This window comes from Ferrovibrio xuzhouensis, from assembly GCF_042648965.1.
Classification (GTDB): Bacteria; Pseudomonadota; Alphaproteobacteria; order Ferrovibrionales; family Ferrovibrionaceae; genus Ferrovibrio; species Ferrovibrio xuzhouensis.
In genome coordinates this window covers 568445-594445 of the sequence record NZ_JBHRYJ010000001.1, presented here as the reverse complement: position 1 = coordinate 594445, position 26001 = coordinate 568445, and the positions used below count along the sequence as shown (strand labels likewise).

Annotated in this window: 27 protein-coding genes; 16 read left to right on the top strand and 11 right to left on the bottom strand. The window is 67.0% G+C overall.

The window, feature by feature from the left end:
• Window positions 1–10 precede the first annotated feature (10 nt).
• Genes ACFOOQ_RS02795 through ACFOOQ_RS02780 form a run of 4 tightly spaced genes read right to left on the bottom strand, consistent with a single transcriptional unit; the run spans window position 11 to window position 2551 of the window.
• Window positions 11–784: a sulfite exporter TauE/SafE family protein gene (locus tag ACFOOQ_RS02795; RefSeq protein WP_379721455.1), complete on the bottom strand. Its 774-nt coding sequence runs from the start codon at window positions 782–784 to the stop codon at window positions 11–13.
• Between the two features lie 16 nt (window positions 785–800).
• Window positions 801–1664 carry an MBL fold metallo-hydrolase gene (locus ACFOOQ_RS02790; protein ID WP_379721452.1) on the bottom strand — a complete coding sequence of 288 codons (864 nt, stop codon included), beginning with the start codon at window positions 1662–1664 and terminating at the stop codon, window positions 801–803.
• Between the two features lie 11 nt (window positions 1665–1675).
• Window positions 1676–2212: a rhodanese-like domain-containing protein gene (locus ACFOOQ_RS02785; RefSeq protein WP_379721449.1), complete on the bottom strand. Its 537-nt coding sequence runs from the start codon at window positions 2210–2212 to the stop codon at window positions 1676–1678.
• Between the two features lie 27 nt (window positions 2213–2239).
• Window positions 2240–2551, bottom strand: coding sequence for an ArsR/SmtB family transcription factor (locus ACFOOQ_RS02780; protein WP_379721446.1), 312 nt, complete (start codon window positions 2549–2551; stop codon window positions 2240–2242).
• A 191-nt stretch (window positions 2552–2742) separates the two neighbouring features.
• Between ACFOOQ_RS02780 and ACFOOQ_RS02775 the strand changes: the two genes are divergently transcribed.
• On the top strand, window positions 2743–3171 hold the full coding sequence (locus ACFOOQ_RS02775; RefSeq protein WP_379721443.1) for an OsmC family protein: 429 nt from the start codon (window positions 2743–2745) through the stop codon (window positions 3169–3171).
• A gap of 33 nt (window positions 3172–3204) precedes the next feature.
• Here the strand turns inward: ACFOOQ_RS02775 and ACFOOQ_RS02770 are convergent, their stop codons facing one another.
• Together ACFOOQ_RS02770 and ACFOOQ_RS02765 are read right to left on the bottom strand one after the other, a co-directional pair.
• Window positions 3205–4371 (bottom strand): YbfB/YjiJ family MFS transporter, encoded by a 1167-nt coding sequence (locus ACFOOQ_RS02770; RefSeq protein WP_379721441.1) that lies wholly within the window; start codon window positions 4369–4371, stop codon window positions 3205–3207.
• A 96-nt stretch (window positions 4372–4467) separates the two neighbouring features.
• Window positions 4468–5250 carry a hypothetical protein gene (locus ACFOOQ_RS02765; protein ID WP_379721438.1) on the bottom strand — a complete coding sequence of 261 codons (783 nt, stop codon included), beginning with the start codon at window positions 5248–5250 and terminating at the stop codon, window positions 4468–4470.
• 138 nt (window positions 5251–5388) lie between these two features.
• Here ACFOOQ_RS02765 and ACFOOQ_RS02760 point away from each other — a divergent pair, with 138 nt between their 5' ends.
• Genes ACFOOQ_RS02760 through ACFOOQ_RS02740 form a run of 5 tightly spaced genes read left to right on the top strand, consistent with a single transcriptional unit; the run spans window position 5389 to window position 9231 of the window.
• Window positions 5389–6069 (top strand): RraA family protein, encoded by a 681-nt coding sequence (locus tag ACFOOQ_RS02760; protein ID WP_379721435.1) that lies wholly within the window; start codon window positions 5389–5391, stop codon window positions 6067–6069.
• Window positions 6056–6373 carry a UxaA family hydrolase gene (locus ACFOOQ_RS02755; RefSeq protein WP_379721432.1) on the top strand — a complete coding sequence of 106 codons (318 nt, stop codon included), beginning with the start codon at window positions 6056–6058 and terminating at the stop codon, window positions 6371–6373. The genes ACFOOQ_RS02760 and ACFOOQ_RS02755 overlap by 14 nt, the downstream gene beginning before the upstream one ends.
• The gene (locus ACFOOQ_RS02750) at window positions 6370–7575 is read left to right on the top strand and encodes a UxaA family hydrolase (RefSeq protein WP_379721429.1); all 1206 of its coding nucleotides are present in this window, start codon (window positions 6370–6372) and stop codon (window positions 7573–7575) included. Before ACFOOQ_RS02755 ends, ACFOOQ_RS02750 begins: the two co-directional genes overlap by 4 nt.
• Window positions 7576–7599: 24 nt before the next feature.
• The gene (locus ACFOOQ_RS02745; RefSeq protein WP_379721426.1) at window positions 7600–8349 is read left to right on the top strand and encodes an SDR family oxidoreductase; all 750 of its coding nucleotides are present in this window, start codon (window positions 7600–7602) and stop codon (window positions 8347–8349) included.
• Between the two features lie 33 nt (window positions 8350–8382).
• On the top strand, window positions 8383–9231 hold the full coding sequence (locus ACFOOQ_RS02740) for a fumarylacetoacetate hydrolase family protein (protein ID WP_379721423.1): 849 nt from the start codon (window positions 8383–8385) through the stop codon (window positions 9229–9231).
• A gap of 1 nt (window position 9232) precedes the next feature.
• Here ACFOOQ_RS02740 and ACFOOQ_RS02735 read toward each other — a convergent pair whose 3' ends face one another.
• Window positions 9233–10201, bottom strand: a complete 969-nt coding sequence (locus ACFOOQ_RS02735) for a sugar kinase (RefSeq protein ID WP_379721420.1) — start codon at window positions 10199–10201, stop codon at window positions 9233–9235.
• A 136-nt stretch (window positions 10202–10337) separates the two neighbouring features.
• On the opposite strand from ACFOOQ_RS02735, the gene ACFOOQ_RS02730 reads away from it, so the two are divergent.
• From ACFOOQ_RS02730 to ACFOOQ_RS02685, 10 genes are all read left to right on the top strand, one after another.
• Window positions 10338–11045 (top strand): GntR family transcriptional regulator, encoded by a 708-nt coding sequence (locus ACFOOQ_RS02730; RefSeq protein ID WP_379721417.1) that lies wholly within the window; start codon window positions 10338–10340, stop codon window positions 11043–11045.
• The gene (locus ACFOOQ_RS02725; RefSeq protein ID WP_379721414.1) at window positions 11038–11937 is read left to right on the top strand and encodes a DMT family transporter; all 900 of its coding nucleotides are present in this window, start codon (window positions 11038–11040) and stop codon (window positions 11935–11937) included. The genes ACFOOQ_RS02730 and ACFOOQ_RS02725 overlap by 8 nt, the downstream gene beginning before the upstream one ends.
• 30 nt (window positions 11938–11967) lie before the next feature.
• Window positions 11968–13746 (top strand): IlvD/Edd family dehydratase, encoded by a 1779-nt coding sequence (locus tag ACFOOQ_RS02720; RefSeq protein ID WP_379721411.1) that lies wholly within the window; start codon window positions 11968–11970, stop codon window positions 13744–13746.
• Between the two features lie 224 nt (window positions 13747–13970).
• Complete coding sequence (locus tag ACFOOQ_RS02715) at window positions 13971–15338, top strand: ABC transporter substrate-binding protein (RefSeq protein ID WP_379721408.1); 1368 nt, start codon at window positions 13971–13973, stop codon at window positions 15336–15338.
• A gap of 7 nt (window positions 15339–15345) precedes the next feature.
• Window positions 15346–16236 carry a carbohydrate ABC transporter permease gene (locus ACFOOQ_RS02710; RefSeq protein ID WP_379721405.1) on the top strand — a complete coding sequence of 297 codons (891 nt, stop codon included), beginning with the start codon at window positions 15346–15348 and terminating at the stop codon, window positions 16234–16236.
• Window positions 16233–17069, top strand: coding sequence for a carbohydrate ABC transporter permease (locus ACFOOQ_RS02705; RefSeq protein ID WP_379721402.1), 837 nt, complete (start codon window positions 16233–16235; stop codon window positions 17067–17069). Before ACFOOQ_RS02710 ends, ACFOOQ_RS02705 begins: the two co-directional genes overlap by 4 nt.
• 42 nt (window positions 17070–17111) lie before the next feature.
• The gene (locus ACFOOQ_RS02700) at window positions 17112–18188 is read left to right on the top strand and encodes an ABC transporter ATP-binding protein (RefSeq protein ID WP_379721399.1); all 1077 of its coding nucleotides are present in this window, start codon (window positions 17112–17114) and stop codon (window positions 18186–18188) included.
• Window positions 18189–18213: 25 nt separating this feature from the next.
• A complete protein-coding gene (locus ACFOOQ_RS02695; RefSeq protein WP_379721396.1) occupies window positions 18214–19125 on the top strand; it encodes a 2-dehydro-3-deoxygalactonokinase in 912 nt (303 codons plus the stop codon).
• 2 nt (window positions 19126–19127) lie between these two features.
• Complete coding sequence (locus ACFOOQ_RS02690) at window positions 19128–19760, top strand: 2-dehydro-3-deoxy-6-phosphogalactonate aldolase (protein ID WP_379721393.1); 633 nt, start codon at window positions 19128–19130, stop codon at window positions 19758–19760.
• 58 nt (window positions 19761–19818) lie between these two features.
• Window positions 19819–20721 carry a methyltransferase domain-containing protein gene (locus tag ACFOOQ_RS02685; RefSeq protein ID WP_379721390.1) on the top strand — a complete coding sequence of 301 codons (903 nt, stop codon included), beginning with the start codon at window positions 19819–19821 and terminating at the stop codon, window positions 20719–20721.
• A 3-nt stretch (window positions 20722–20724) separates the two neighbouring features.
• Here the strand turns inward: ACFOOQ_RS02685 and ACFOOQ_RS02680 are convergent, their stop codons facing one another.
• The 4 genes from ACFOOQ_RS02680 to ACFOOQ_RS02665 form a co-directional block, all read right to left on the bottom strand.
• Window positions 20725–21186, bottom strand: a complete 462-nt coding sequence (locus tag ACFOOQ_RS02680) for a (deoxy)nucleoside triphosphate pyrophosphohydrolase (RefSeq protein WP_379721387.1) — start codon at window positions 21184–21186, stop codon at window positions 20725–20727.
• Window positions 21167–22402 (bottom strand): bifunctional glutamate N-acetyltransferase/amino-acid acetyltransferase ArgJ, encoded by a 1236-nt coding sequence (gene argJ / locus ACFOOQ_RS02675; protein WP_379721384.1) that lies wholly within the window; start codon window positions 22400–22402, stop codon window positions 21167–21169. The genes ACFOOQ_RS02680 and argJ overlap by 20 nt, the downstream gene beginning before the upstream one ends.
• A gap of 45 nt (window positions 22403–22447) precedes the next feature.
• Window positions 22448–23329, bottom strand: coding sequence for a peptidylprolyl isomerase (locus tag ACFOOQ_RS02670; protein WP_379721381.1), 882 nt, complete (start codon window positions 23327–23329; stop codon window positions 22448–22450).
• An 84-nt stretch (window positions 23330–23413) separates the two neighbouring features.
• Window positions 23414–25918 carry a patatin-like protein gene (locus ACFOOQ_RS02665; protein ID WP_379721378.1) on the bottom strand — a complete coding sequence of 835 codons (2505 nt, stop codon included), beginning with the start codon at window positions 25916–25918 and terminating at the stop codon, window positions 23414–23416.
• Between the last annotated feature and the right edge of the window lie 83 nt (window positions 25919–26001).

Sequence of the window (26001 nt, the reverse complement as noted above, 5' to 3'; positions counted from 1 at the left end):
CGGCTGAGCCCTAGAGCGCGCGCCAGACGATATAGGCGGCCACCACAAAGATCATGCCGGCGAAGATGCGGTTCAGCAGACCCTTGTAGGTGGCAGCTTTCACCGCCAGCCGCGTGCCGGCCAGCCCGCCGAGCAGGCCGCCGGCGATGAAGATGCCGGCCACCGGCCAGTCGATCAGCCCCGAGGCGGCATAGCTGACCGCCGTGGTCAGGCCGAAGCTGCCGACCGCGAACAGCGACGAGCCGATGGCATAGAGCATCGGCATGCCACTGCCGAGCATGATGCCCGGCACGATCAGGAAGCCGCCGCCGATGCCGAAAAAGCCGCTGACCATGCCGGTGACAAGCCCGATGCCGGCGAGCCGCCCGGCCATGCGGCGGTCGATCTGCACATCGGGATTGCCGCCGGCCGCCTTCGGCCGCAGCATGGCAAGGCCGACGATCACCATGATGGCGGCAAAGGCGAGGATCAGCGCGCGGCCATCCACCGCCTTGCCGATATGGGCGCCGATGGCGGCGCCAGCAACGCCGCAGGCGGCGAACACCGCAGCACAGCGCCATTTGACGTTGCCGCGGCGCGCATGCTGCACAAGGTTGGCGTAGGCATTCACCGCCACCGCCAGCGCACTGGTGCCGATCGCCATATGGGTATCGCCGATGCCGACCAGATACAGCAGCGCGGGCACGGCGAGGATCGAGCCGCCGCCGCCGACGAGCGCAAGCGAGAAACCGACGGCGGCGCCGGAGCCGGCGGTCAGGCCGGTCTGCAAAGCGGACAGCATCATGAGGGGAAATCCGGGCTCAGAGGGCGTCGACGGGCAGTTTGAGGTAGCGCAGGCCGTTGTCTTCCGCCGGCGGCAGCTGTCCGGCGCGCATGTTGACCTGCACCGACGGCAGGATCAGCCGCGGCATGCCGAGCGTGGCATCGCGCGCCTGTCGCATCGCGACGAACGCCGCCTCATCGATGCCGTCGTGGACATGGACATTCTGCGCGCGCTGCTCGGCCACCGTGGTCTCCCAGCGATAATCGTCGCGGCCCGGTGCCTTGTAGTCGTGGCAGAGGAACAGCCGGGTTTCCGGCGGCAGGGCAAAGATCTTTCGGATCGAGCGATAGAGCGTACGGGCGTCGCCGCCGGGGAAGTCGCAGCGTGCGCTGCCGTAATCGGGCATGAACAGGGTGTCGCCGACGAAGGCGGCATCGCCGATCACATAGGTCATGCAAGCCGGCGTATGGCCCGGCGTATGCAGCGCCCGCGCTTCGATATTGCCGATGCGAAAGTGTTCGCCGTCGCCGAACAGGTGGTCGAACTGGCTGCCGTCACGGGCGAATTCGGTCCCGGCATTGAAGACCTTGCCGAAAGTGTTCTGCACCACGGTGATGTTGAAGCCGATGCCAAGCTTGCCGCCGAGCTGCTGCTTCAGATAGGGCGCGGCCGACAGGTGGTCGGCATGCACATGGGTCTCGAGGATCCAGTCGACGGTCAGGCCCTGTTGTCGCACGAAGGCGATGACCGCGTCGGCCGAATGCTTGGTGGTACGGCCTGAGGCCGGGTCGAAATCGAGCACCGAGTCGACGATGGCGCAGGTCTTTGTCGCCGGATCGCTGACCACATAGCTGACGGTGAAGGTATCCTCGTCGAAAAAGGCGCGGACGTCAGGTTTCATGGGGGATGCGCTCATGGGGTGGCGAGGAAGCGGCGGTTCCACGGCATCAGCGCCAGCAGGCGGGCCATGCCGCAGAAGCCGGTGAGGCCGGCGGTCATCAGCCCGGCGCCGACAAAGCCGCTGAGCAGGATGAAGGCGGGATGGATGAACCAGGCGAGCAGGGCGCCGAGCAGGGCGAGGCCGCCGGCGACGATCTGCACCTGGCGCTGCATGTCGAGCGGCGCTTTGGCATCGAAATGCACGGGCAGGCCGGCTTTTTTCCATGCATCGATGCCGCCCTCCAGAACCAGGGCCTCACGGAAGCCCTTGGCGAGCAGGCGGCTGGCATTCATCGCGGTGCGATTGCCGCTGCGACAGGTGAAGACGGCGGTCTTGTGCCGTTCGGCGTCGAAGTCATGGGCGTCGATGCTGCCGAGCGGCACCAGGCGGGCGCCGCGGATATGTTCACGGGCATATTCGGCCGGTTCGCGGATGTCGATCAGCACGACCTCGCCGGATTGCAGGCGTTGCTGCAGGCTGTTGGGATCAATCTTGGACAGAAGGCTCATGGCACACCTCGGCGGGTGAAAGGGGAATCAGCAGCTGGTCTTGCAGAACTGGTCGTAGAGCAGGCGGATCAGCGCCTCAATGCGGCGGTCCGACAGCCGGTAGTAGATCGTCTGGCCGTCCCGACGGGTGTCGACGAGGCCGTCCCGGCGCAGGCGGTTGAGATGCTGCGACAGCGCCGAGGGGCTGAGACCGACCCGTTCGGCGAGCTGGCCGACCGCGCATTCGCCTTCCATCAGCCGGCACAGCGTCAGCAGGCGCTTCTCATTGGCGAGATTGCGCAGGAACTGGCTGGCCTCGGCGGCGCTGGCACTCATCAGCTGCAGATCGGTGGACTGCATGGCGGACCCGGTAAATACGTTTTTGTTTTTGTAATTTAGTGTTTTCTAAAATTTAAATCAACAGTTTTTATATGATAAATAGAATCCCGTCCGTTCAAGGGCTTGGCCGGTCTCGCGGATTGACGGAGAGGGCCGGCCGGCGGCAGTCTGCGGACGCGGCAGCCTGTGTCGCCTGAGCCGGAGATTGACCGATGAGCACTGAAACCGCTGCGCCAGTCCTGGAGGTCACCGTCGGCGAGAGCGGCCTGGGCGCGCTCGGCCAGATCGTCGTCTCCGGCCGCCATGTCATGGGCGCCGACGAGCCGGAATCCGCCGGCGGCCGCGACACCGGGCCGGGGCCTTATGATTTCCTCGCCATCGCGCTGGGCAGTTGCACCAGCATGACCACGCGGCTCTATGCCCAGCGCAAGGCGCTGCCGCTGCAGCGCATCTCGGTGACGGTGCGGCACCGCAAGGAGACCGGCGAGGACGGCAAGCCGCGCGACCATTTCGAACGGCTGATCACCCTGGAAGGCGACCTGACGGCCGAACAGCGCCAGCGCCTGCTCGAGATCGCCAACCGCTGCCCGGTGCACCAAACGCTGACGCGCGGCTCGGTGATCGACAGCAGCCTCGTCTGACCGCGCTCAGGCGGTGACGGTCGTGAGACGCATTCAGGCCGCTTGCGCGGCCGGGGCCGGCGGGTTGCGCACGAAGACCGACAGCAGCATGGCGATGCACAGCCCGACTGTGCCGATGCCGAACAGCATGTAATACGAGCCGTAGCTGTCGAACAGATACGACATCAGATAGCCGGCGACGGCCGAGGCGACGGCAAAGCCGCCGGTCAGCCAGCCCCAGACCTGGCGGTGGGCGGCAAAGCCGACCAGTTCGGCAACGCGGCCCGAGGCCAGCGCCGAGATGCCCGGCGTCATGGCGCCGACCACCACCGCCGAGGCAGCCAGCGCCACCGGATGCTGCGACAGGATCGGCAGGGCGACGAAAGCCGCCTTGATGCCGTAGCCGCCGGTGACCGAGCGGTAGAAGCCGAAGCGCTCGGCGACAAAGCCGGCCAGCACCGGGCCGCACATGGCGCCGACGCCGAAAAAGATCCAGTAGAAGCCGCCGGCCTCGATGCCGCGATGCAGGCCGCGGGCGATGAAATCGGCCCAGAATACGGTGTGCGGGACGAAGGCCGCCGAATCGAGCATATAGGCGACCAGCAGGATGGCCACCGGCCGGGTGAAGGCGCGGGTCGTGCCGCGGGTGCCGGGGCTGGCGTCGCCCGGCTGTGGCGTCCAGCGCGGCCAGGTCAGCAGGGTCAGCAGGCCGGCGACCAGCGCCATGCCGCCCCAGATCGCCGCCGGGCCTTCGCTGGCCAGCGCCGGCACCAGCGTGCCGGACGCGATCACGCCGATGCCGACGCCGGTGAAGACGATGCCGTTGCTGCGGCCATGCAGATGTGGTGGCGCGCGCGACAGCATCAGCGGCACGGCGGCCACCATCAGCAGGCCGCCGGTGAAGCCGGTCAGGAATCGCCAGGGCGCGAACCACAGGAAGCCCCAGGGCAGCATGCAGGCGGCGAGGCTGATGGTGGTGATGATCATGGCGATGCGGGTCAGTCGCGCCACTGGCACCAGCCGCGACAGCCAGGCGGCCAGCAGGCTGCCGCCGACATAGCCGGCCAGATTGGTGGCGCCGAGATAGGCGGCGTCGCCGGCATCGAGCCAGTGATGCTGGATCAGCACCGGGATCAGCGGCGTATAGCCGAAGCGGGCGATGCCGATGCCGATCAGCAGCGCGCAGAGGCCGGCGAGGGAATCACGCCAGAAAGCGGACATGGTGGGGTCTACGGGAGCAGGGGAAGACGGAAACGCCGGAGCATGCTAGCGCATGCCCCGGCGTGCTTCGATGCCCGGCACGGAAGTTTCGCCGGATTATTTGCCGAGCAGGCCTTTCAGCTTGTCCGTGGCACCGCCGGCCGCACCGCCGGCTGCACCTGCACCATCCTTGAGCATGGAGCCGAGCTGCTTCTGCAGGTCGCGGGCGGCAATCTGCGAGGCCTCGGCGCTGATGGTGCCGATGATTTTCTGCGCCACCTCGGCCGGCGAGGCGCCGCCCTTGTCCTTGCCGATGTCCTTCAGGTGGATGGTCGGCAGCGGCGACGACAGGCTGCGGCCCTGCAGGGCGGCGGCGCTGATGCCGATCTTGCCGCCGCTGATCACCAGGTCCTGGATCACCACCTTCTTCTCGCTGCCCTTGTCGCCGCCAGCCGATGCACCGCTGTCGGCCTTGCCGCCGCTGCCGCCACCGAAGCCGGCGGCATAGGCCTGCACGTTCTTCTGGATGGCCTGCAGGTTGCTGCCGGCGGCGCCGTATTCGTAGGTGATCGCCGGCTGCTCGATCAGCACCTGCTTGATCACGATGGGATTGGACTGCAGCGAACCGATGTCGAGCGAGATGCTGACATCGCCGAGCGCCATGGCCTCCGGCGTGCTGAATCCCTTCGGGTTGCCGACCACCAGGCCCTTCAGGCTGCCGCTGCCCTGGGCCGGCGACAGTTCGACCGCCTTCAGGCTGACCTTGGCCTGGGTCGCCTCGGAGCCGTATTTCTCGATGGCGGCCTTGACGATGCTGTCGAGGTTGCTGGCGAAATAATAGATGCCGCCGGCAATGACGACGACGAGGACGGCGAAGACGAGGGCGACTTTCTTGATCATGGGTCGTTTCCTTCTTCCGGTCGGAGGCGGTGGCGGCAGTATCGGCAGAGTCGCCGGTTTCGGCAACCCGATAGGGCTGTGGCCTCTTGCGGCCGGGCCGGCTCCGGTGCTTAACTTATATATCAGATGGGAGAGAACATGACCGGGACCGGGCTTGCCGATCGGCAGGCGGATACGCTGGCCGACCGCCTGTCGCGCTGCTACGCCTCGGCGGTGCACGACGTGCTGCGCGGCCTCGGCCATGACAACTGCCTGCTGCCGCACGAGATCCGGCCGCTGCTGCCGGGCCGCGGCGTGCTGGCCGGCGAAATCTGGACCGTCGGCGGCCATATCGACCGCACCCGCAGCGCCCATGACACCCTGCTGACCTGGACTGGCGTGCTGTCCAAGGCGCCGCCGGGCAAGGTGGTGATCTGCCAGCCGAACAACCGCGAGGTCGCGCTGATGGGCGAACTGTCAGCGGCTGCCCTGCAGCTCAAGGGCGTGCGCGGCTATATCGTCGACGTCGGCTGCCGCGACGTCGCCATGATCGAACAGATAGGCTTTCCGGTCTGGTGCAGTTTCTTCACCCCGTCTGACATCGTCTCGCGCTGGATGCCCGACCGCTTCGGCGAGCCAGTCACCATCGGCACAGTGACGGTCTGCAGCGGCGACTATGTGATCGCGGACCGCGACGGCATCGTCATCCTGCCGGCGGCGATGGCGGCGGAAGTGATCGCGAAAGCCGAGGCGGTGATCGGCACCGAGGGCGAGGTGCGGCGTCATATCCTCGCCGGCATGGACCCGCAGGAGGCCTATCGGCGCCATGGCAAGTTCTGAGACGACAAATACCGATCCGCGACTGCTGGTGCTGGCGCCGGGCGACAACATCGCGGTGGCGCGGCAGGAAATTCCCGCCGGCACCCGGCTGCTGCTGGCCGGTCGCACCATCATGCTCGGGCGCGACCTCGGTTTCGGCCACAAGCTGGCGGTGGCGGCCATCCCGGCCGGCGCCAAGGTGATCAAATACGGCGCGCCGATCGGCAGCGCCACGGCGGATATCGCCATCGGCGACTATGTGCACAACCACAATGTCGCCAGCGACTATCTGCCCAATACGGTGGCTGCGGAGGTGACGTCATGAAGGGCTGGCTGAGGTCGGACGGGCGCAAGGGCATCCGCAACTATGTGGCGGTCGCCTATCTGGTCGAATGCGCCCATCATGTGGCGCGCGAGATTGCCGCGCCATACAACGCGATGACGGACGGCAGCGGCGCCCATGTGATCGGCTTCCCCGGCTGCTACCCGAACCCCTATGCGCTGAAAATGATGCAGCGGCTGGCGACCCATCCCAATGTCGGCGCCGTGCTGCTGGTCTCGCTGGGCTGCGAGGGCTTCAACAAGCGCTCGGTCGAAAATCTGGTGCGCGAGAGCGGCCGTCCGGTCAAGACGCTGGTGATCCAGGAGACCGGTGGCACCCGCAGCACCATTGCCGCCGGCCGCGCCTGGGTGGCGGAGCAGGCTGCGGCGCTGGCCGCCGCGCCGACCGTGCCGATGGCGGTCTCCGATCTCGTGGTCGGCACCATCTGCGGCGGCTCGGATGCCACTTCGGGCCTGACCGCCAATCCGGCCATGGGTCGCGCCTTCGATTTCCTCGTCGCCGAGCGGGCGGCGGCGATCTTCGAGGAGACCGGCGAACTGATCGGCATGGAAAATTGGATGGCCGACCGTGCGGTGACGCCGGAGCTTGGCGCCGAGATCAAGGCCTGCGTTGCCAAAGCGGCGGCCTATTACGAGACGCTGGGCTATCCGAGCTTCGCGCCGGGCAATGCCGATGGCGGGCTGACCACCATCGAGGAGAAGTCGCTCGGCGCCTATGCCAAGAGCGGCGCTTCGCCGATCAGCGGCATCATCAAGCCCGGCGACATCCCGCCCCGTGGAGGGCTGTATCTGCTGGATGTCGTGCCCGATGGCGAAGTGCGCTTCGGCTTCCCCAATATCAGTGACAATGCCGAGATCGCCGAACTGATCGCCTGCGGCTCGCACCTGATCCTGTTCTCCACCGGCCGCGGCTCGGTGGTCGGCTCGGCGCTGGCGCCGGTGATCAAGGTCTGTGCCAATCCGCGCACCTACCAGCGCATGGCCGACGACATGGACGTCAATGCCGGCCGCATCCTCACCGGCGAGGCCGACCTCGATACCATGGGCCGGGAAATCTTCGACCTGATCAAGCAGGTCGCCGATGGCGCCGCCACCAAGTCGGAAGACCTCGGCCATCAGGAATTCATCCTCACCTACAAGAGCTTCACGCCGATCGGGCCCGCCTGCCTGCCGGCGGTGGCATAATCCGCACAGTCAAGGGAGCAAGGCATGCGTTTGAAGGGCAAGACGGCCGTGATCACGGCGGCCGCGCAGGGAATCGGCCGGGCCTCGGCGTTGGCTTTCGCGCGCGAAGGCGCGAAAGTGATCGCCACCGACGTCAACGAAGCCAAGCTGAAAGAGCTGGCCGGGCAGGCTGGCATCACCACGCGCCGGCTCGATGTGCTGAAGCCCGACGAGATCGCCGCTTTCGCGAAGGAGACCGGTGCCGTCGACGTATTGTTCAACTGCGCCGGCTTCGTCCATCACGGCACCATCCTCGACTGCACCGAGGACGAATGGGACTTCGCCTTCGACCTCAATGTGCGCTCGATGTACCGCATGACCAGGGCCCTGCTGCCGGCCATGCTGGAAGCCGGCCGCGGCGCCTCGATCATCAACATGTCGTCCGGCGCCTCCTCGGTGAAGGCGGCGCCCAACCGCTTCGTCTACGGCAGCACCAAGGCGGCGGTGATTGGCCTGACCAAGGCGGTTGCCATCGACTTCATCCGCCAGGGCATCCGCTGCAACGCGATCTGCCCGGGCACCATCCAGACCCCATCGCTCGACGACCGCATCGCCGCGCAGGCGACGGCGGCCGGCAGCACCGACCAGGCGCGCGCCGCCTTTGTCGCCCGCCAGCCGCTCGGCCGGCTCGGCTCGGCGGAGGAAATCGCCGCCATGGCGTTGTATCTTGCGGGGGACGAATCGTCTTTCACCACGGGTGCCATTCACATCGTCGATGGCGGCTGGACGCTGTAGGGCGCCCCTATTTTTCTTTGCGGAGATGAAACCATGAAGCTGTTGCGTTACGGCCCTGCGGGCCAGGAAAAGCCGGGCCTGCTGGATGCCGGTGGCACCATCCGCGACCTGTCGGCGGTGGTCGGCGATATCGGCGGGGCGGCGCTGTCGCCGGGCGCGCTGGCCAAGCTGCGGGCCATCGACCCGGCCTCGCTGCCGGCGGTGTCGGGCCAGCCGCGGCTCGGCCCCTGCGTCGCCGGGGTCGGCAAGTTCATCTGCATCGGGCTGAATTATTCCGACCATGCCGCCGAGACCGGCAACCCGATCCCGTCCGAGCCGATCATCTTCATGAAGGCGACCTCGGCGATCACCGGGCCGGATGACGACGTCATCATCCCGAAGGATTCGGTCAAGACCGACTGGGAGGTCGAGCTCGGCGTGGTGATCGGCAGCACGGCGCGTTACGTCGAGGAAAAGGACGCGCTGGCCCATGTTGCCGGCTACTGCGTGATCAACGACGTCTCCGAACGGGCCTTCCAGATCGAGCGCCAGGGCCAGTGGACCAAGGGCAAGAGCGCCGACAGCTTCGGGCCGATCGGTCCCTGGCTGGTCACTGCCGACGAGGTGGCCGACCCGCAGAACCTCGCCATGTTCCTCGAGGTCAACGGCCACCGCTACCAGAACGGCTCGACCAGGACGATGATCTATGGCGTGCAGCATCTGGTCAGCTATCTCAGCCGCTTCATGTCGCTGCAGCCCGGCGATGTGATCTCGACCGGCACGCCGCCCGGCGTCGGCATGGGCCAGAAGCCGCAGGTCTATCTCAAGCCCGGCGATACCATGAAGCTCGGCATCGCCGGCCTCGGCGAGCAGAACCAGAAGGTCCGCGCCTATACGGCTTGATTTATGCAGGCTGAGGCGTGACGCCGCCGGTCTCGCGCAGGAAGGATTCGACATCCCGACGGTGCGGGATCGGCGCCACCGCGCCATAGCCGGTAGTGGTCAGCGCCGCGGCGGCGTTGGCATAGACTGCCGCATCCAGCGGCTTCACGCCGCGGGCCAGTTCGGCGAGGAAGGCGCCGTCGAAGCAGTCGCCGGCACCGGTGGCGTCGACGCTGTCGACCCTGTGGCCGGGCAGCCGCCAGGTGCCGCCATCCGCATCGGCCAGCAGCATGCCGTCGCCGCCGCATTTCAGCGCAATCAGCGGCACGCCGAGATCGCGAAACCAGGCGATGTTGGCGGCGGCTTCGTCGAGCCCGGTCAGGCCACGCGCGTCGTCGAGGCTGGGCAGGGCGATGTCACTGAGCCTGAGCGCTGCAGTGATCGCGGCGCGGGCCTCGTCGAGCGGCCATAGCTTGAGCCGCAGGTTGGTGTCGAAGGCAACCCGCCCGCCGCCCGAGCGCATGGCGGCAATGGCGGCCATCACGGTGGCGCGCATGCCGGGGCTGACCGCGAGGCTGATGCCCGAGGCCTGCAGGAAACGGGTGCGTGCGGCGAGGTCGCCCGGCAGGTCGGCCGGGGTGATCCGGCTGGCCGCCGAATCGCGGCGATAGTAGGTGAAGGTATGACCGGCATCGCTGTGGGTGACGAAATAGACCGCGGTCGCGGCATCCGCGCGCCGGCCGACGGCGGCCGTGTCAACCTGCTCGCGCCGCCACAGGTCGAGCAGCAGGTCGCCGAACGGGTCGCTGCCGACCAGGGTGCAATAGCCGGTGCGGGCGCCCTGGCGCGCCGCGGCAATGGCGCAGTTCGAGGTATCGCCGCCGAAGCCGCGCAGATACTGCTCGCTGTCGGCGCCGCCGGTCTGGTTGAACTCGACCATGGCTTCGCCGAGGCAGAGGATGTCGAGACGGTCGGCAGGCGGGTGCGTCATCGGCTATCTTCCTAGCGGAAGGGGTTGGCGGCGGCAAGGCATCTGGCATATCAGATATGATCTTGAGCCCGGTCCCCGGCACTGCTAGCGTGCCCCGACGACACCTCTGGCAACACCTCTGGAAGGTTCAGCCGACATGGCCAAAAGCAGTGCGGTCCGCGCCACGCGCCTGGAACGCCCGAAATCCCTGACCGAACTGGTGAAGGAGCATGTCCGCACGCGGATCACCAACGGCGAACTGATGCTGGGCGAGGCTTTGTCGGAAAACGTGCTGGCCGCGCAGCTTGGCATCAGCAAGACCCCGGTACGCGAGGCCCTGCTGCAACTCAAGCTGGAAGGCCTAGTCGACATCCAGCCGCAGCGCGGCAGCTTCGTCTTCACCATGGCGCCGGAAGAGGCGGCCGAACTGTGCCAGTATCGTGTCATCCTGGAAAGTGCTGCACTGCGGGATGCGCTGGGCAACGACGAGGCGGGCCTCGTCGCGGCGCTGGAGGCCAATGTGCGCAGGATGGCCAAGGCGGTGGCCGAAGACGACATGCCGGCCTATCGCCGGCTCGACACCGAATACCACCATCATATCCTCACCCGGGCCGGCAACCGCTATTTGACGCTGGCCCATGAACAGCTCGAGATGCGCATCCAGGCGCTGCGCGCCAAGGTCACGTCGAAGCACCGCACCGTCGAGGATTCGCTGGCCGAGCACCAGAACATCGTCAAGCTGCTGAAGGCACACGAGAAGACCAAGGCGCTCAGCCTGCTCGGCGTCCATATCCGCGCCGCCTCGCGCGATTACCAGATCATGCTGCAGGAACAGGCCCGCGGCCGGGAGAAGCGCGGTGGCTGAACGCAGCCTTGCGTCTGACGCGGGCATGGCATTCGGGGCGGCGCAGTGGCAGGGCATCGCCTTCATGCTGGCCGGCACCGCGCTGTTCACCTGCAACGACGCACTGGGCAAGTGGATGGTGGCCAGCCTCAGCGTCGGCCAGATCCTGTTCGTCCGCTCGGTTTCGGCGCTGGTCATCCTGGCGCCGCTGGTCTGGCGGGCCGGGCCGCGCGAGGTCTTCGTCGTCGCTCAGCCCGGCCGGCATCTGCTGCGGGCGCTGCTGATCGTTGCCGAGGTCAGCTGCTTCTACCTGGCGGTGCGCCACCTGCCGCTGGCCGACGTGATGGCGGTCTATCAGGCGACCCCGCTGATCGTCACCGTGCTGGCGATTCCGCTACTCGGCGAACGGGTCGGCTGGCGCCGCGCGCTCGCCGTCGGGATCGGCTTTATTGGCGTGATGCTGGTACTGCAGCCGGCCGCCGGCGGCGTGTTCAGCACGGCTGCCCTGATCGCGCTGGCCGGCAGCTTGTGTTACGCGCTGATGATGATTGCCACGCGGCGGCTGCGCGCCTTCAGTGCGCTGACATTGATCGTCTATCACACGCTGGCGGTCGGCCTGGCCGGCCTGCTGGCCCTGCCCTGGGGCTGGCAGCCGCTCGACCTGCAGTCCGCGCTGCTGCTGGCGCTGATGGGCGTGGTGGCCACCGGGGCGCATATGTGCGTCAACCAGGCGCTGCGGCTGGCGCCGGCCGCCACCGTGGTGCCCTATACCTACACATCGATGATCTGGGCGATCCTGCTCGGCTGGGTGTTCTTTGCCGACCGGCCGACCCTGGCCATGCTGGCCGGTGCCGGCATTATCGTCGCCAGCGGGCTGTTCGTCCTGCACCGGGAGCGCCAGATCAAAAGCTAGTAGAAAGCCGTCCGTCGAGGGAGTGAAACAATGACCGGGAAGAAACGCCTGCGCAGCCGCGAATGGTTCGACAATCCCCATGATCCGGGGATGACCGCGCTGTATCTCGAACGCTACCTGAATTACGGCCTGACGCTGGGCGAGCTGCGCGGCGACAAGCCGATCATCGGCATCGCCCAGTCGGGCAGCGACCTGTCGCCCTGCAACCGCCACCACCTCGAACTGGCCAAGCGGGTGCGCGACGGCATCATCGCCGCCGGCGGCATTCCGATCGAGTTTCCGACCTATCCGATCCAGGAGACCGGCCGGCGGCCGACCGCGGCGATCGACCGCAATCTGCTGTATCTGACGCTCGTCGAACTGCTGCATGGTTACCCGATTGACGGCGTGGTGCTGACCACCGGCTGCGACAAGACCACGCCCGGCGTGCTGATGGCGGCGGCTACGGTCGACATCCCGGCCATCGTGCTGTCGGGCGGGCCGATGCTGGACGGCTGGTACAAGGGCCAGCTCGCCGGCTCCGGTACCGTGCTGTGGCATGCCCGCGAACTGCTCGCCGCCGGCAGTATCAATTACGACGAATTCCTCGAGATGGTCGCCTCCTCGGCGCCCAGCGCCGGCCACTGCAACACCATGGGCACGGCACTGTCGATGAACAGCATGGCCGAGGCGCTGGGCATGTCGCTGCCGGGCTGCGCGGCGATCCCGGCGCCCTACCGCGAGCGCGGCCAGATCGCCTACGAGACCGGCCGTCGTGCCGTCGAGATCGTGCACGAGGACCTGCGGCCGTCGAAGATCCTGACCCGCGCCGCCTTCGAGAATGCCATCGTCGCTGCCAGCGCGCTCGGCGCCTCGACCAACTGCCCGCCGCATGTCAACGCCATCGCCCGCCACATCGGCGTCGACCTCGACGTCAAGGACTGGGACAAGATCGGCTACGAGGTCCCCCTGCTGGTCAATTGCATGCCGGCCGGCGAATATCTCGGCGAGAGCTTCCACCGCGCCGGCGGCGTGCCCGCCGTACTCAGGGAACTGCTGCAGGCCGGCAAGCTGCGCGGCGATGCGCTGACCGTGAATGGCCGCACCATGGCCGAGAACCTGAAAAACGTCGGCGAGCCCGACCGCAAGGTGATCCGCAGCTATGCCAAGCCGCTGCTGACCGAGGCGGGCTTTGCCGTCCTGTCGGGCAGCCTGTTCGATGCGGCGATCATGAAGACCTCGGTGATCTCCCCGGCCTTCCGCAAGAAATATCTCGAGCAGCCGGGCGACCCCGATGCCTTCGAGGGCACCGCCATCGTGTTCGAGGGGCCGGAGGATTATCACAAGCGCATCAATGACGAATCGCTGCCGATCGACGACCGGAGCATCCTGTTCATCCGCTATTGCGGGCCGGTCGGCTATCCCGGCGGCGCCGAGGTGGTGAACATGCTGCCGCCCGATCGCCTGGTGAAGGCCGGTGTTACGCTGTTGCCCTGCGTCGGCGACGGCCGCCAGAGCGGCACCTCGGCCAGCCCGTCGATCCTCAATGCGTCGCCGGAAGCCGCCGTCGGTGGCGGTCTGGCGCTGCTGCAGACCGGTGACCGTGTGCGGATCGATCTGCGCAAGCGTAGCGCCGACATCATGATCGATGCGGCGGAGCTCGACCGCCGCCGCAAGGCCTGGGTGCCGCCGAAACTGCCGGTGGCAACGCCATGGGAGGAACTGCACGGTCGCACGGTCGGACAGCTCGATACCGGCGCCTGCCTCGATTTCGCGGTGCGGTACCAGCGCGTCGACGAAACCGCCGGGGTGCCGCGGCACAGCCACTGAGAATCACATCTCGGGGGATCGCGTATTAAGCGAGATGGCGGGGTCCGGTTCGGCGCCTGATTGACCGGCGCCGAAACCGGCCAGAAAGAGTCGGTTTCCGGCTTGGCAGGCCGGACCGGGCTGGCTAATCTGATATATCAGATGCAAATGAAGCGGCGGCATCGATCCGGCAACGGCAAGTCCGCAAACGAAAAAAACATATGTCCGTCAGGGAGGACAACATAATGCGCAAGCTTCTGGGATTGCTGCTGGCCGGCACCGTTTTCGCCGCCGTGCCGCAGGCCATGGCTCAGGAAAAACTGACGCTGTGGTTCAACAAGGGCTTCTATCCGGCCGAGGACGAGGCGCTCAACAAGGTGATCGCCGGTTTCGAGAAAAAGACCGGGGTCAAGATCGAGCTCAGCCTGTTCGGCGTCGAGGATATCATCACCAAGTCGGTGTCCGCCGTGGAAGCCAAGACGCCGCCCGACGGCGCCTTCGGCTGGACCTACGATTTCCGCACGGCCGGAAAATGGGCCTATGAGGGCAAGCTCGAGGATGTCAGCGACATCATCACCCCGGTCAAGGACAAGTTCCTCGACGGCGTGCTGAACAGCGCCAATCTGGAAGGGCCGGGCGGCACGCGGTCCTATTACGCCATCCCGATCTACCAGCAGACCATGCATGCCCATTACTGGGCCGACATGCTGGCCGAGGCCGGCTACAAGGAAGCCGACATTCCGACCGACTGGCACGGCTTCTGGGGTTTCTGGTGCGACAAGGTGCAGCCGGCGCTGCGCAAGAAGGGCATGCGCGTCTATGGCATCGGCCAGCCGTCTTCGGTGGAGGCGTCGGATACCTTCTTCAGCTTCCTGTCCTTCGTGAATGCCTATGATGCCTCGCCGGTCGACAAGAACGGCAAGCTGCTGATCAACGATCCCAAGGTCAAGGCCGGCATGGTCAATGCCCTGAAGGATTACACCGGCACGCTGATCAAGGGCTGCACGCCGCCGGGGTCGCTGGCCTGGAAGGATGTCGACAACAACGTCGCCTTCCAGAACAAGACCACCGTGATGACGCATAACGCCACCATCTCGATCGTCGCCAAATACATCGACGACATGAACAAGGCGAAGACCGAGGAAGAGAAGGCGGTCGCCAAGAAGAACTACTATGAACTGGCCAAGACGATCTCCTGGCCGAAGAAGCCGGATGGCAAACCGCTGCCGAATCTCGTGTCGACCAAGATCGCCGTGGTCTTCGCCGATGCGCCGAACAAGAAGCGGGCCAAGGAATTCTTCGCCTACCTGCTGCAGCCCGAAAACCTGACGCCCTATACCGAGGGCTCGCTCGGGCGCTGGTTCCCGGTGATGAAGGAATCGGCCGAGCGGCCGTTCTGGACTACGGAAGATCCGCACCGCAAGATCGTCTACCAGCAGTTCGTCAAGCAGCCGACGGTGCCCTTCCAGTTCGTCTACAATTACAAGTTCACCACGGTGAATGCGGAAAACGTCTGGGGTCGCGCCATCAGCCGTGTGGTGCAGGACAAGCTGACGCCGGAGCAGGCGGTCGACGAGATGTTCGCCCGCATCAAGCAGCTGGTCGAAGGCTGACCGGCCGATGACGGCTGTTGCTTCGCTGGGGCATCAGGCTGTCGCAGGGCTGCAGGCCCCGGGCCGTTTCCGTCAGGAGACGATCTGGGGCCTGATCCTGCTGGTGCCCTATCTGGTGATGTTCTGCGGTTTCGTCGTCTATCCGGTACTGTACGGGCTGTGGCTCGGCAGCAGCCCGGCGGCCTATGTCCGGCTGTGGCAGGACCCGGTCTTCATCAGCACCATGGTCAATACGGTGGTTTTCCTCGGCGTGGCGGTGAACCTGAAGCTGTTCCTCGCGCTGCTGCTGTCAGGGTTCTTCACCCATGAGCAGCGCTGGATCCGCTGGCTCAGCGTGATCTTCATCCTGCCCTGGGCGGTGCCGTCGATCCCCACCATCCTGTCGTTCCGCTGGATGCTGAATGCCGAGTGGGGCATGGTGAACAGCCTGATCTTCAAGTATTTCCAGGTCGAGGGCCCGGTCTGGCTGCTGAACCGCTGGTCGGGTCTCGCCGCCATCTGCACCGTGCATATCTGGAAATACCTGCCGTTCTGGACCCTGATCCTGCTGGCCGGTCGGCTGGCGATCCCGAAGGATCTTTATGAATCCGCCGATGTCGACGGTGCCAGCACGCTGCAGAAGTTCCGCTTCGTGACCTTCCCGAGCATGCAGAATCTCTACATCACCTGCACTCTGCTCTCGACCATCATGAGCCTTGGCGATTTCAACTCGATCTACCTGCTGACCGGCGGCGGCCCGGCCGATGCGACCCAGACCCTGGCGACGCTCGGCATCCGCTACGCGTTTGGCATGTCGGAGATCGAGCCTGGCGTCAGCACCGTGGTGGTGGCCCTGCCGGTGATGCTGCCGCTGATGATCCTGATGCTGCGCCGCATGCGGCGGGAGGACGGGGCATGAGGCGGCTGTGGCGCGAGGGCAAACTGGTGCTGATCGCCGTGCCGATCCTGGTGTGGACGCTGATCCCGCTGTACCACCTGCTGGTCATGGCGATCACGCCGAAGTCGGAGACGTTCGCCGGCGCGCTGTGGCCGAAGCGACCGACGCTGGAGAATTTCGGCACCGTGCTGCACCAGGACCATTACTACCTCGAGCATTTCTGGATCCAGCTGTGGAACAGCGCCTTTGTCGCCGGCGCGGTCTGCGCGCTGACCCTGTTCATCGCCGCCACGGCCACTTTCGCGATCAGCCGCCTGCGGGTGCGCGGCGGCGGGCTGGTGTCCAACCTCGCGCTGGCCACCTATCTGGTGCCGCCGGCTTTCCTCGCCATCCCGATGTACAAGGTGATGGCGACCTACGGGCTGCTGAACAGCCAGTGGTCACTGATCCTGACCATGGTCACTTTCGCCTCGCCCTATGCGATCTGGGTACTGAAGCAGTATGCCGACAAACTGCCGCGCGAACTGGACGAGGCCGCCCGCATCGACGGCGCCGGCCCGCTGCAGATTTTCCGGCTGGTTTTCCTGCCGCTGATGGTACCCTGCCTGGTGGCGGTCGGCACCTATGCCCTGCTGCTGGCCTGGAACGAGTATCTCTATGCCTTCCTGCTGCTGTCGGCGGACAAGGAGATCACGCTCGCCGTGGCGCTCGGTCATTTCCTGTCGACCGACGAGGCGCCGTGGAACCTGCTGATGGCCACGGGGTTGATCTACGCGCTGCCGCCGGCGGCAGTCTACTATGTGTTCCGGCGCTACATGGTATCGGGTCTCACTGCGGGGGCAGTGAAATCGTAACAAGAAAACGCCGCAAAGGCGGAAAGTAACAGGGAGTCCGAGATGGCGAGTGTCAGTGTGGAAGCGGTGCGCAAGCAGTATGGCGCGCTCGAGGTCATTCACGGGATCGATATCACCATCCCCGATGGGGAGTTCGTGGTTCTGGTCGGGCCATCCGGCTGCGGCAAGTCGACCCTGCTGCGCATGATTGCCGGGCTGGAGGAAATTTCCGCCGGCATCATCCGTATCGGCGAGCGCACGGTCAACGACGTGCCGCCGAAGGACCGCGACATCGCCATGGTGTTCCAGAATTATGCGCTCTATCCGCATATGACGGTGCGCGAGAACATGGCGTTTTCGCTGCGCCTGCGTCGCGCCGACCGCAGCCTGATCGACGGCCAGGTGCAGCGCGCCGCCGAGATTCTCGGCCTCGGGCCTTTGCTCGACCGCTACCCGAAGCAGCTGTCGGGCGGCCAGCGCCAGCGCGTTGCCATGGGCCGCGCCATCGTGCGCAACCCGCATGTCTTCCTGTTCGACGAACCGCTCAGCAACCTTGACGCCAAGCTGCGCGTGCAGATGCGCACCGAAATCAAGGCTTTGCACCAGAAACTGAAAACCACCTCGATTTACGTGACTCACGACCAGATCGAGGCGATGACCATGGCTGACCGCATCGTGGTGATGCATGACGGCGTGGTCGAACAGATCGGCACGCCGCTCGACCTCTATGACACGCCGGCCAACCTGTTTGTCGCCGGCTTCATCGGCTCGCCGGCGATCAACCTGATCCGCGGCGTGCTGCGCCGTGACAGCGGGCGCAGCTGGGTCGCCACCGAGGCCGGCATCGACCTGCCGCTGGGGGCGGCGCCGGCCGGCCGCGACGGCCAGGACGTGGTCTACGGCATCCGGCCGGAGCATCTGGTGCCGGTCGGCGATGGCGCCGGCCTGCCGGTGACGGTCGAAGTCGTGGAGCCGACCGGCGCCAGCACCTTCGTCTATGCCGACCTCAGCGGCGCACAGATCTGCGGCGTGTTTGCCGAACGCCATGGCTTCCATCCCGGCGGCACCGTGCGGCTGCAGCCGCAGGTCGACCGTGTACATCTGTTCGATGCCGCGGGCGGCGCCCGGCTGACCGCCTGAGCCGCGCGCCGTCATCGCTGCCGCCATGATCGGAGTCGACTGGGGCAGCAGCGGTTTTCGCGCCTACCGGCTGGCGGCGGATGGTGCGATCCGCGACCGCCGCAGCGTCGCCTGCGGCATTGCCGATCTGCAGCCAGGCGATCATGCCGCGTTGCTGCAGCACGACATCGGCGACTGGCTGCAACAGGATCGCGACGGCCCGGTGCTGCTCTGCGGCATGATCGGCAGCCGCCAGGGCTGGGTCGAGGCGCCCTACCTGCCATGCCCGGTTGCGCCGGCCGATCTGGCGCGCCATATGACATCCGTGACCCTGGCGGACCGTCCCGCCCTGATCGTGCCCGGCCTGTCCTGCGAGCGGCCGGACGGCAGCGCCGACGTGATGCGCGGCGAGGAGACGCAGATTTTCGGGCTGGCGGCGACCTTGGCCGGCACCGCGATGCTGTGCATGCCCGGCACCCACAGCAAGCATGTCTGGCTGCGCGATGGCCGGATCGAGCGGTTTGCCACGGCGATGACCGGCGAGGTTTTCGCCCTGCTGTCCCGCCACGGCCTGCTGGCGGCGATGCTGCGGCCGGCGCCGGCGGGAACCGATATGGATGCCGCGGCGTTTGTGGCCGGGGTGGCGCGCAGCGGCCGGCCGGGCGGCCTGCTGCAGCACCTGTTCGGCATCCGCGCCGACCGCCTGTTCGACCGTCTGGCTGCCCCTGCGGCTGCCGATTTGCTGTCCGGCCTGCTGATCGGGCACGAACTGCGCGGTACCGACTGGGGGGCGGCAGGAAGCCGCGGGCCGGTCACAATCGTTGCTGCGCCCGACCTCGCCCGGCGCTATCATATGGCCTACGAGGCCTTGGGCATCGCGGCGCAAAGCGGACCGGAAGACGCTGCCGCGAGAGGACTATACCGCCTGGGTCGCTTGATAAGGGAGGACCTGGCATGACCATGGCCGCAAGACCCCTCAGCTACTGGCTGAAAGCCTGCCCGCTCGTCGCCATCCTGCGCGGCATCCGCCCCGAAGAAGCCGTGCCGGTGGGCGAGGCGCTCTTCGATGCGGGCTTCCGCATGCTCGAAGTGCCGATGAATTCCCCCGACCCGCTGGACAGCATTGCCCGGCTGGCCGACCGCTTCGGTGACAGCGCGCTGATCGGCGCCGGCACGGTGATGGACTGCGCGGTGGTCCGCCGCGTCGCCATGGCCGGCGGCCAGATGATCGTGCTGCCGCATGCCGACCCGGATGTGGTGTGCAAGGCGAAGGTGCTCAACATGATCGCCATGCCGGGCTTCGCCACGCCGACCGAGGCCTTCAAGATGATCGCCGCCGGCGCCGATGCGCTGAAGCTGTTCCCGGCCGAGGCCTTCACGCCGGCGATGCTGCGCGGCCTGCGCGCCGTGCTGCCGCCGGAAATGCCGGTGCTGCCGGTCGGCGGCATGGACGAGCGCACCATGCCGGCCTGGCAGGAGGCCGGGGCCGCCGGTTTCGGCATCGGCTCGGCACTCTACAAGCCCGGCCGTTCGGCTGCCGAGGTAGGCGAACGCGCCCGCCGCCTGATGAATGTGATGGCGCTCGCCGCCTGAGCATCTATTCCCGGCGCCGCGCTTGGCGCCGCCGTCGCGGCCGTGGCACAATGGGGCCATGACCGACACCATGCTGGTTTTCGACCGCGCCGCCAAACGGCGCCAGCGCCGCCGCGCGGCGGCCATGCCCGGCGATCACGATTTCCTGCGCGATGCCGTGGCCGAGCGCCTGCTCGACCGCCTCGACGATATCAAGCGCAGTTTCCCCACGGCCCTGGTGCAGGGCTGCGACAGTGCCTGGCTGCGTCCGCGGCTCGGCGCCCGTGGCGGCATCGAGACGCTGGTTTCGCTGGATGCGGTCTCGTCCGCAGCGCCCTTGCATGTGGTCGGCGACGAGGAGTTCCTGCCGTTCGCCGCCGGCCGGTTCGACCTGGTGATCGCGCTGCTCAATCTGCACTGGGTCAACGACCTGCCTGGCGCGCTGATCCAGATTCGCCGGGCGCTGAAGCCCGACGGCCTGTTTCTCGGCGCCTTGCTGGGCGGGGCCACGCTGAATGAACTGCGCCAGGCCTGGCTTGCTGCCGAAGCCGAGATCGAGGGCGGCGCCAGCCCGCGCATCTCACCGATGGCCGACACGCTCGACGGCGCCGGCCTGCTGCAGCGCGCCGGCTTTGCCCTGCCGGTCGCCGACAGCGAGACGATCACCGTCACCTACGGCGATCCGTTCCGCCTGATGCAGGATCTGCGCGGCATGGGCGAGACCAATGCGGCGATCGGCCGCCGCCGCGGCTTCACCCGGCGGGCGACGCTCTTGCGCATGGCCGAACTCTATCGCCAGCAGCAGGCGGGGCCGGATGGTCGCATTCCGGCGAGTTTCGAGGTGATCACGCTGACCGGCTGGTCGCCGCATGAAAGCCAGCAGAAACCGCTCAGGCCCGGCGCGGCCAAGCAAAGACTGGCCGCGGCGCTCGATACGGTGGAATTTCCCGCTGGCGACAAGGCCGGGCCGCACCGGCATTAACGGCTACAGCAGGTCGAGCAGCATCGCCACCAGCGGCCGGTCGGCCGGCGGCATCTCCAGTTCGCCCATCTTCTGCGGCCGCACCCATTTCATCGCCTGGCCCTCGCGCGGATTGGGCTGCCCGGCCCAGCGCCGGCAGACGTAGAGCGGCATCAGCAGATGGAAATCGTCATAGGCATGGCTGGCGAAGGTATAGGGCGCCAGGCAGGCGGCGCTGATGTCGAGGTCGAGTTCCTCGCGCAGCTCGCGCAGCAGGGCCGCTTCCGGCGTCTCATTCGGCTCAACCTTGCCGCCGGGGAATTCCCACATGCCGGCCAGCTTCTTGCCCGGCGGCCGCTGGGTCAGCAGCACGCGGCCATCGGCATCGACCAGCGCCACCGCGACCACCAGCACGACCGGCTTGGGCGCCAGCAGCGCCGCGGCATCGCCGGGGCAGAGCGGATCGTCAGCTGCGGTAGTCGGCATTGATGTCGATGTAGCCGTGGGTCAGGTCGCAGGTCCACACCCGCGCGCTGCCCTTGCCGACGCCGACATCGATGGCAATGCGCACGTCGGTGCCCTTGAAATGCTTGGTCGCATAGGCTTCGTCGTGATCGGGTCGCACCATGCCGTTGCGGGTCACCGGTTTGTCGCCGATCTTGATCACCAGCTTGTCACGGTCGGCAGGCTCGGCCGACTTGCCGACCGCCATGACGATGCGGCCCCAGTTGGCATCGGCGCCGGCAATCGCGGTCTTCACCAGCGGCGAATTGGCGATGGCGCGGGCGATGATGCGGGCCGAGGCATCGCTCTTGGCGCCGGTGACGTCGATGGTGACCAGCTTCTGCGCGCCTTCGCCGTCGCGCGCCACCAGCTGGGCCAGTTCGGCCATCACCTGGGTCAGCACGCGGCGGAAGTCGGCCAGCCGCTTGTCGGACGGCTTGGCATGTGGCGTGTTGCCGGCCTGGCCGGTGGCGAACAGCAGCACGGTGTCGGAGGTCGAGGTATCGCCGTCGACGGTCAGACAGTTGAAGCTCTGGTTGGCCGCCGCCTTCAGCAGGCCTTGCAGGGTATCGGCGGGCAGCTTCGCATCGGTGACCACGAAGGCCAGCATGGTCGCCATGTCCGGCGCGATCATCCCTGAGCCCTTGCAGAAGCCGTTGATCGTCACCGTCTTACCGTCGATCTGGCAGGTCGCGGTGGCGAGCTTGGGAAAGGTGTCGGTGGTCAGGATCGCCTTCGCCGCATCCATCCACTTGTCGCCCGACAGGGCGGCCTTCAGCTTTGGCAGCTGGGCGACGAGCTTCTCGGCCGGCAGGATCTGGCCGATCACGCCGGTGGACGCGAGATACACCTCGTTCGCCTTGCAGCCCAGCGCCTTGGCGGCGCCGTCGGCCGTGGCCTTCACCGACTGCTGGCCGGCCTTGCCGGTGAACACATTGGCGATGCCGGCATTGACCACCAGCGCGCGTGCCCTGCCGCCGGGCAGGATTTTGCGGCACCATTCGACCGGCGCGCCGGGCATCGACGAGCGGGTGAACACGCCCGCCACCGTGGTGCCGGCGACGAACTGCATCACCAGCATGTCGTCGCGGCCCTTGTAGCGCATGCCGGACAGGCCGGTGGCGAACTGGGCCCCGGCAATCGGCGGCAGCTGCGGATAGCTGGAGGGGGCGAGCGGCGAGACCGGATGCGCAGCCATGGATCTGCTCCTGACGTCGGGCTGTGGCTTAACGGGGGCTGTGGCTTACTTCTTCTTCGGCTCGGCGGGCGCGATCGCCGGCAGCTTCTTGCCGCCTTCGGCCGGCCAGTCGAGTTCCTCGATCTTCGCATCCTTGCGCAGATCGGCAACCGTCTTCTCGACGACCTCGTTCGACATCATGTCGAAAATCTGCTGGCGCGATTCCTCGAAGGTCGGCGGCGGCGCCTTACGACGCTCCTCGACCTTGATGATGTGCCAGCCGAACTGGGTCTTCACCGGCTCGCTCACCTGGCCGGGCTGCAGCTTGAAGGCCGCCTCGGCGAATTCCGGCACCATCTTTTCCTTGGTGAAGAAGCCGAGATCGCCGCCGGTGGCAGCCGTGGGTCCGGTCGAGCGCTTCTTGGAGACTTCCGCGAAATCGGCACCCTTCTTCACTTCCTCCAGCGCCGCCTTGGCATCGGCCTCGGTCGGCACCAGGATGTGGCGGGCGTGCACTTCCTCTTCCGGCGGCTGCGACTTGAGCAACTGCTCGTAACGGGCCTTCAGCGTCGCCTCGGTAACCTCGGTGCGCACCTTCTTTTCCAGATAGGCATGCTGCAGCACCTGCTCGCGGGCGGCCTCCAGCTGCTGCTTGACGGCGGGGTCCTTGTCCAGCTTGGCCTTCTCGGCGGCGATGCCGATCAGCTTGCGGGCGGCCAGCTCGTTGACAATGCCGCTGCGGATCTGCTCGAGCGGAATCTGGTTCATCGGCGAGGGCAGCTGGCTGTAGAACTCGATGACTTCCGAGCGGGTGATCGGCTGGCCGTTGACCCGCCCCACCACGGGGTCGCCACCGGCCGGCTTGGTGGTCTGGGCCTGGGCCGTCAGGGCGGTGCCGCCAAGGACGAGGGCGGCGGCAATCAGGATGGTGTGGAGAGGACGGATCACGGTGTGCTCACAGGGAGTTTCGGGGTCGCCGAGCATACCCGTTTCCGGCGCCGGAACAAGCGGCCGGCCGGCTGCTGGCGGAGCTTACGCCGGGGTGGCGTCGGCCGCTGCGGCGGTGGCCGGGCCGGCGGCCGCCAGCATGTCGAGTTCGTTACGCAACTCGTCGATCAGGCGGCTGCTGACCGCGAGGCTGACCGCTTCCTGGTCGAGGATCAGCCGGAAAATCCGCAGTTTCAGGGCCTGCCGGTCGATCAGCCGGTCGGCGGCATGACCAAGCCCTGCGTCGCAGACGATGTCGATCAGCCGGTCTGCGGCATGCAGGCGGCCCCACAGATAGTCGTTCTCGCGATGGGCGCGGCTGAAAAATCCACCGAAGCGCCCGAGATTGACGCCCTTCAGCGTATTGCCCTTGCGGATGGCGACGGCGTCTTCCGGGCTGATGCGGTCGATGCGGATTTCGTTGAACTCGCCGAGGTCGCGCCAGTTGGTGATGGTGAAGGTCAGCACGTCCCAGAACGGAAAGCCGATATAGCCGACCAGCAGGTCGCGCCGCGCCGCCGGGCTCCAGTCCGCCGGCTGCAGGCTGGCCATCACGGCGTCGAGGTCGTCGGTGGTGCGGTCGAGGTCGATGTCGAAGGCCAGCGCATCCACCGCGGCATCGATGCCGGCCAGATTTGCCCGGGCGAAATCATCGGCATCGGCGGCCAGTTCGTCGGCGTCGGTGGTGGTCATGCGGCGGAAAAACAGCTGGGTGATCTGGGCGGCGGAATCGACGCCGATGCCGGCACCGTTGTCGAAGCGGCGCAACTCCTCCTGCGCGTCGTACAGCGTGCGTTTCAGGCCGTCGAGCCGGGCGGCCTGCAGGCCACGCTGCTCGGGGTCATCGAGCTTGCCATAGAGCTGGTTGAGCCGCTGCACCAGGAAGCGCAGGCGGCGCTGGCGGAAGGCGACGTCGAAGCGCAGCAGGAAACGCGCCCAGCCCGGCAGCTGGTCGGGCGGCGTGCCCGGTTCGGCGCGGGCGAAACGTGGCGAGTTGAAGCAGACCTGGCGTTCCTCGGCCCAGCGCTGCAGCACCATGCGGACCCAGCGCCGCTCGGAGGAATGCTCGCTGTAGCGGCAGGAGGCGCAGACCAGCTTGGCGACGAATTCCAGCACGGCGCCGAGCTTGAGGCGCACATAGCCCTCATAGGCGAAGCCGGCATCCTGCACGGCACGCTCGCTGGCCTGCTGGCGCCAGGCGCGGATGTCATCGAGACCGAGCGGACCGTCGATGTCATGCGGCGCGCTGGCAAGCACCAGCCGGGTCACCTGCGGCAGGGTGGCGTCGATCACGCTGCGCAGGTGGTGCACCCGCTCGTTGAAGCGGTTCACCCAGATCAGTTCGTCGGCGACCGGCTCGTTGCGCGGGATGTCGCTGAGCGCGCCCTTGAGCGTGCGGAAAAAGCCCGGCGGCCGGCCGCTCGGCGGCGGGGCGGGGCGCATCGGCGCCGGATCGATGTAAACCAGCCGGCGGTCGACCTGGCGCGCGGCGGGGCGACCACGGATCGCCTTCATCGCGGCGGCAAACGGCTTGTTGGCCAGCACGCCGCCATCGACGAAGGAGGTCAGCTCCGGATCGAGTTCGGCCTTGAAGTAGTTGGCGAAATTCTTCTGCAGGAAGGCGCGCTTCAGCGTCCAGCGCCGGCCCTGTTCTTCCAGCAGGCGGTCCATGTCGCCGAGCTTGGCCGGCGGGAAGGCGCCCGGGAAGGCAGACGTGGCGCGGCCGGCAAAGGCCAGCGCCGGCGCATCCGAGCGGGTGAAGTCCGACTGCTCGCTGCCGTTCGGCCAGCGGCGATAGCCGAAGCGCAAGGTATGGCGATGCTCGCGGTCGCGGATCGCCGGCGGATCGTGGATCGGAATATATTGCAGGTAGCCGTAGAAGTCGGTCAGGGTGACGAACATCTCGAGCGTCTGGCCAGCCGGCATCAGCGAGGCGCCGGGCTGCTCGGGGTCGCCCATGGCATCGAGGCCGGCCATCAGCTGGCGCATCAGGTGCTGGCCGTCGAAGGGCGGCTGGAACCAGCGCGAGCGCGTGAACATCGAGATTTTCTGGCGCACCTCCTCGTCCATCAGCAGGCGGCCGAGCCTTGAGCGCGAGGCGAGCCAGATCAGCGGCCGCATGTAGAACTTGCTCCAGCGGCTGGCGCGCTTTTGCGGGTCGAGCAGGCGCGAGACGTCGGATTCGCGCAGCCACAGGTCGCGGAAATGATCGATCCGCAGGTCATGTGCCAGCGCGCGGCCGAGGATGATGCCGTTGATGCCGCCGGCCGAGGCGCCCGAGATCACGTCGACGACGACGCGCAGGTCGACTTCCTTGCCGAGCTCCTGCAGCAACTCGAAATAGGCATGCTCACTGTCGTATTCGGGATCGCCGTGGCGGACCTGGTCGGCGAAGCGGGCGCTGTGGCGTGCGTCGTCCTTCGGCAGGCCGTGATAGACCTTCGAGGCGCGCGCCAGCTTGAGGACTTCCTTGACCACGCCGTGCATGTAGATGGCGAGCGAGACGCCGCCGAAACACACCAAAGCGAGGCGCAGTTCCTTTTCCTGCACGCATTTCCTCCGGTCGCAGGCCCGAGTCGGAGTCTGCGCCTTCGGCCGGCTTTCCTCAAGCGGCAGGCCGGTTTATCGGGCGG

What these genes read in the sequence shown, in the direction of transcription:
- ACFOOQ_RS02795 (WP_379721455.1), bottom strand. Translation starts at nt 784, where the DNA reads ATGATGCTGTCCGCTTTGCAGACCGGCCTGACCGCCGGCTCCGGCGCC.
- ACFOOQ_RS02790 (WP_379721452.1), bottom strand. Translation starts at nt 1,664, where the DNA reads ATGAAACCTGACGTCCGCGCCTTTTTCGACGAGGATACCTTCACCGTC.
- ACFOOQ_RS02785 (WP_379721449.1), bottom strand. Translation starts at nt 2,212, where the DNA reads ATGAGCCTTCTGTCCAAGATTGATCCCAACAGCCTGCAGCAACGCCTG.
- ACFOOQ_RS02780 (WP_379721446.1), bottom strand. Translation starts at nt 2,551, where the DNA reads ATGCAGTCCACCGATCTGCAGCTGATGAGTGCCAGCGCCGCCGAGGCC.
- ACFOOQ_RS02775 (WP_379721443.1), top strand. Translation starts at nt 2,743, where the DNA reads ATGAGCACTGAAACCGCTGCGCCAGTCCTGGAGGTCACCGTCGGCGAG.
- ACFOOQ_RS02770 (WP_379721441.1), bottom strand. Translation starts at nt 4,371, where the DNA reads ATGTCCGCTTTCTGGCGTGATTCCCTCGCCGGCCTCTGCGCGCTGCTG.
- ACFOOQ_RS02765 (WP_379721438.1), bottom strand. Translation starts at nt 5,250, where the DNA reads ATGATCAAGAAAGTCGCCCTCGTCTTCGCCGTCCTCGTCGTCGTCATT.
- ACFOOQ_RS02760 (WP_379721435.1), top strand. Translation starts at nt 5,389, where the DNA reads ATGACCGGGACCGGGCTTGCCGATCGGCAGGCGGATACGCTGGCCGAC.
- ACFOOQ_RS02755 (WP_379721432.1), top strand. Translation starts at nt 6,056, where the DNA reads ATGGCAAGTTCTGAGACGACAAATACCGATCCGCGACTGCTGGTGCTG.
- ACFOOQ_RS02750 (WP_379721429.1), top strand. Translation starts at nt 6,370, where the DNA reads ATGAAGGGCTGGCTGAGGTCGGACGGGCGCAAGGGCATCCGCAACTAT.
- ACFOOQ_RS02745 (WP_379721426.1), top strand. Translation starts at nt 7,600, where the DNA reads ATGCGTTTGAAGGGCAAGACGGCCGTGATCACGGCGGCCGCGCAGGGA.
- ACFOOQ_RS02740 (WP_379721423.1), top strand. Translation starts at nt 8,383, where the DNA reads ATGAAGCTGTTGCGTTACGGCCCTGCGGGCCAGGAAAAGCCGGGCCTG.
- ACFOOQ_RS02735 (WP_379721420.1), bottom strand. Translation starts at nt 10,201, where the DNA reads ATGACGCACCCGCCTGCCGACCGTCTCGACATCCTCTGCCTCGGCGAA.
- ACFOOQ_RS02730 (WP_379721417.1), top strand. Translation starts at nt 10,338, where the DNA reads ATGGCCAAAAGCAGTGCGGTCCGCGCCACGCGCCTGGAACGCCCGAAA.
- ACFOOQ_RS02720 (WP_379721411.1), top strand. Translation starts at nt 11,968, where the DNA reads ATGACCGGGAAGAAACGCCTGCGCAGCCGCGAATGGTTCGACAATCCC.
- ACFOOQ_RS02715 (WP_379721408.1), top strand. Translation starts at nt 13,971, where the DNA reads ATGCGCAAGCTTCTGGGATTGCTGCTGGCCGGCACCGTTTTCGCCGCC.
- ACFOOQ_RS02710 (WP_379721405.1), top strand. Translation starts at nt 15,346, where the DNA reads ATGACGGCTGTTGCTTCGCTGGGGCATCAGGCTGTCGCAGGGCTGCAG.
- ACFOOQ_RS02705 (WP_379721402.1), top strand. Translation starts at nt 16,233, where the DNA reads ATGAGGCGGCTGTGGCGCGAGGGCAAACTGGTGCTGATCGCCGTGCCG.
- ACFOOQ_RS02700 (WP_379721399.1), top strand. Translation starts at nt 17,112, where the DNA reads ATGGCGAGTGTCAGTGTGGAAGCGGTGCGCAAGCAGTATGGCGCGCTC.
- ACFOOQ_RS02695 (WP_379721396.1), top strand. Translation starts at nt 18,214, where the DNA reads ATGATCGGAGTCGACTGGGGCAGCAGCGGTTTTCGCGCCTACCGGCTG.
- ACFOOQ_RS02690 (WP_379721393.1), top strand. Translation starts at nt 19,128, where the DNA reads ATGGCCGCAAGACCCCTCAGCTACTGGCTGAAAGCCTGCCCGCTCGTC.
- ACFOOQ_RS02685 (WP_379721390.1), top strand. Translation starts at nt 19,819, where the DNA reads ATGACCGACACCATGCTGGTTTTCGACCGCGCCGCCAAACGGCGCCAG.
- ACFOOQ_RS02680 (WP_379721387.1), bottom strand. Translation starts at nt 21,186, where the DNA reads ATGCCGACTACCGCAGCTGACGATCCGCTCTGCCCCGGCGATGCCGCG.
- argJ (WP_379721384.1), bottom strand. Translation starts at nt 22,402, where the DNA reads ATGGCTGCGCATCCGGTCTCGCCGCTCGCCCCCTCCAGCTATCCGCAG.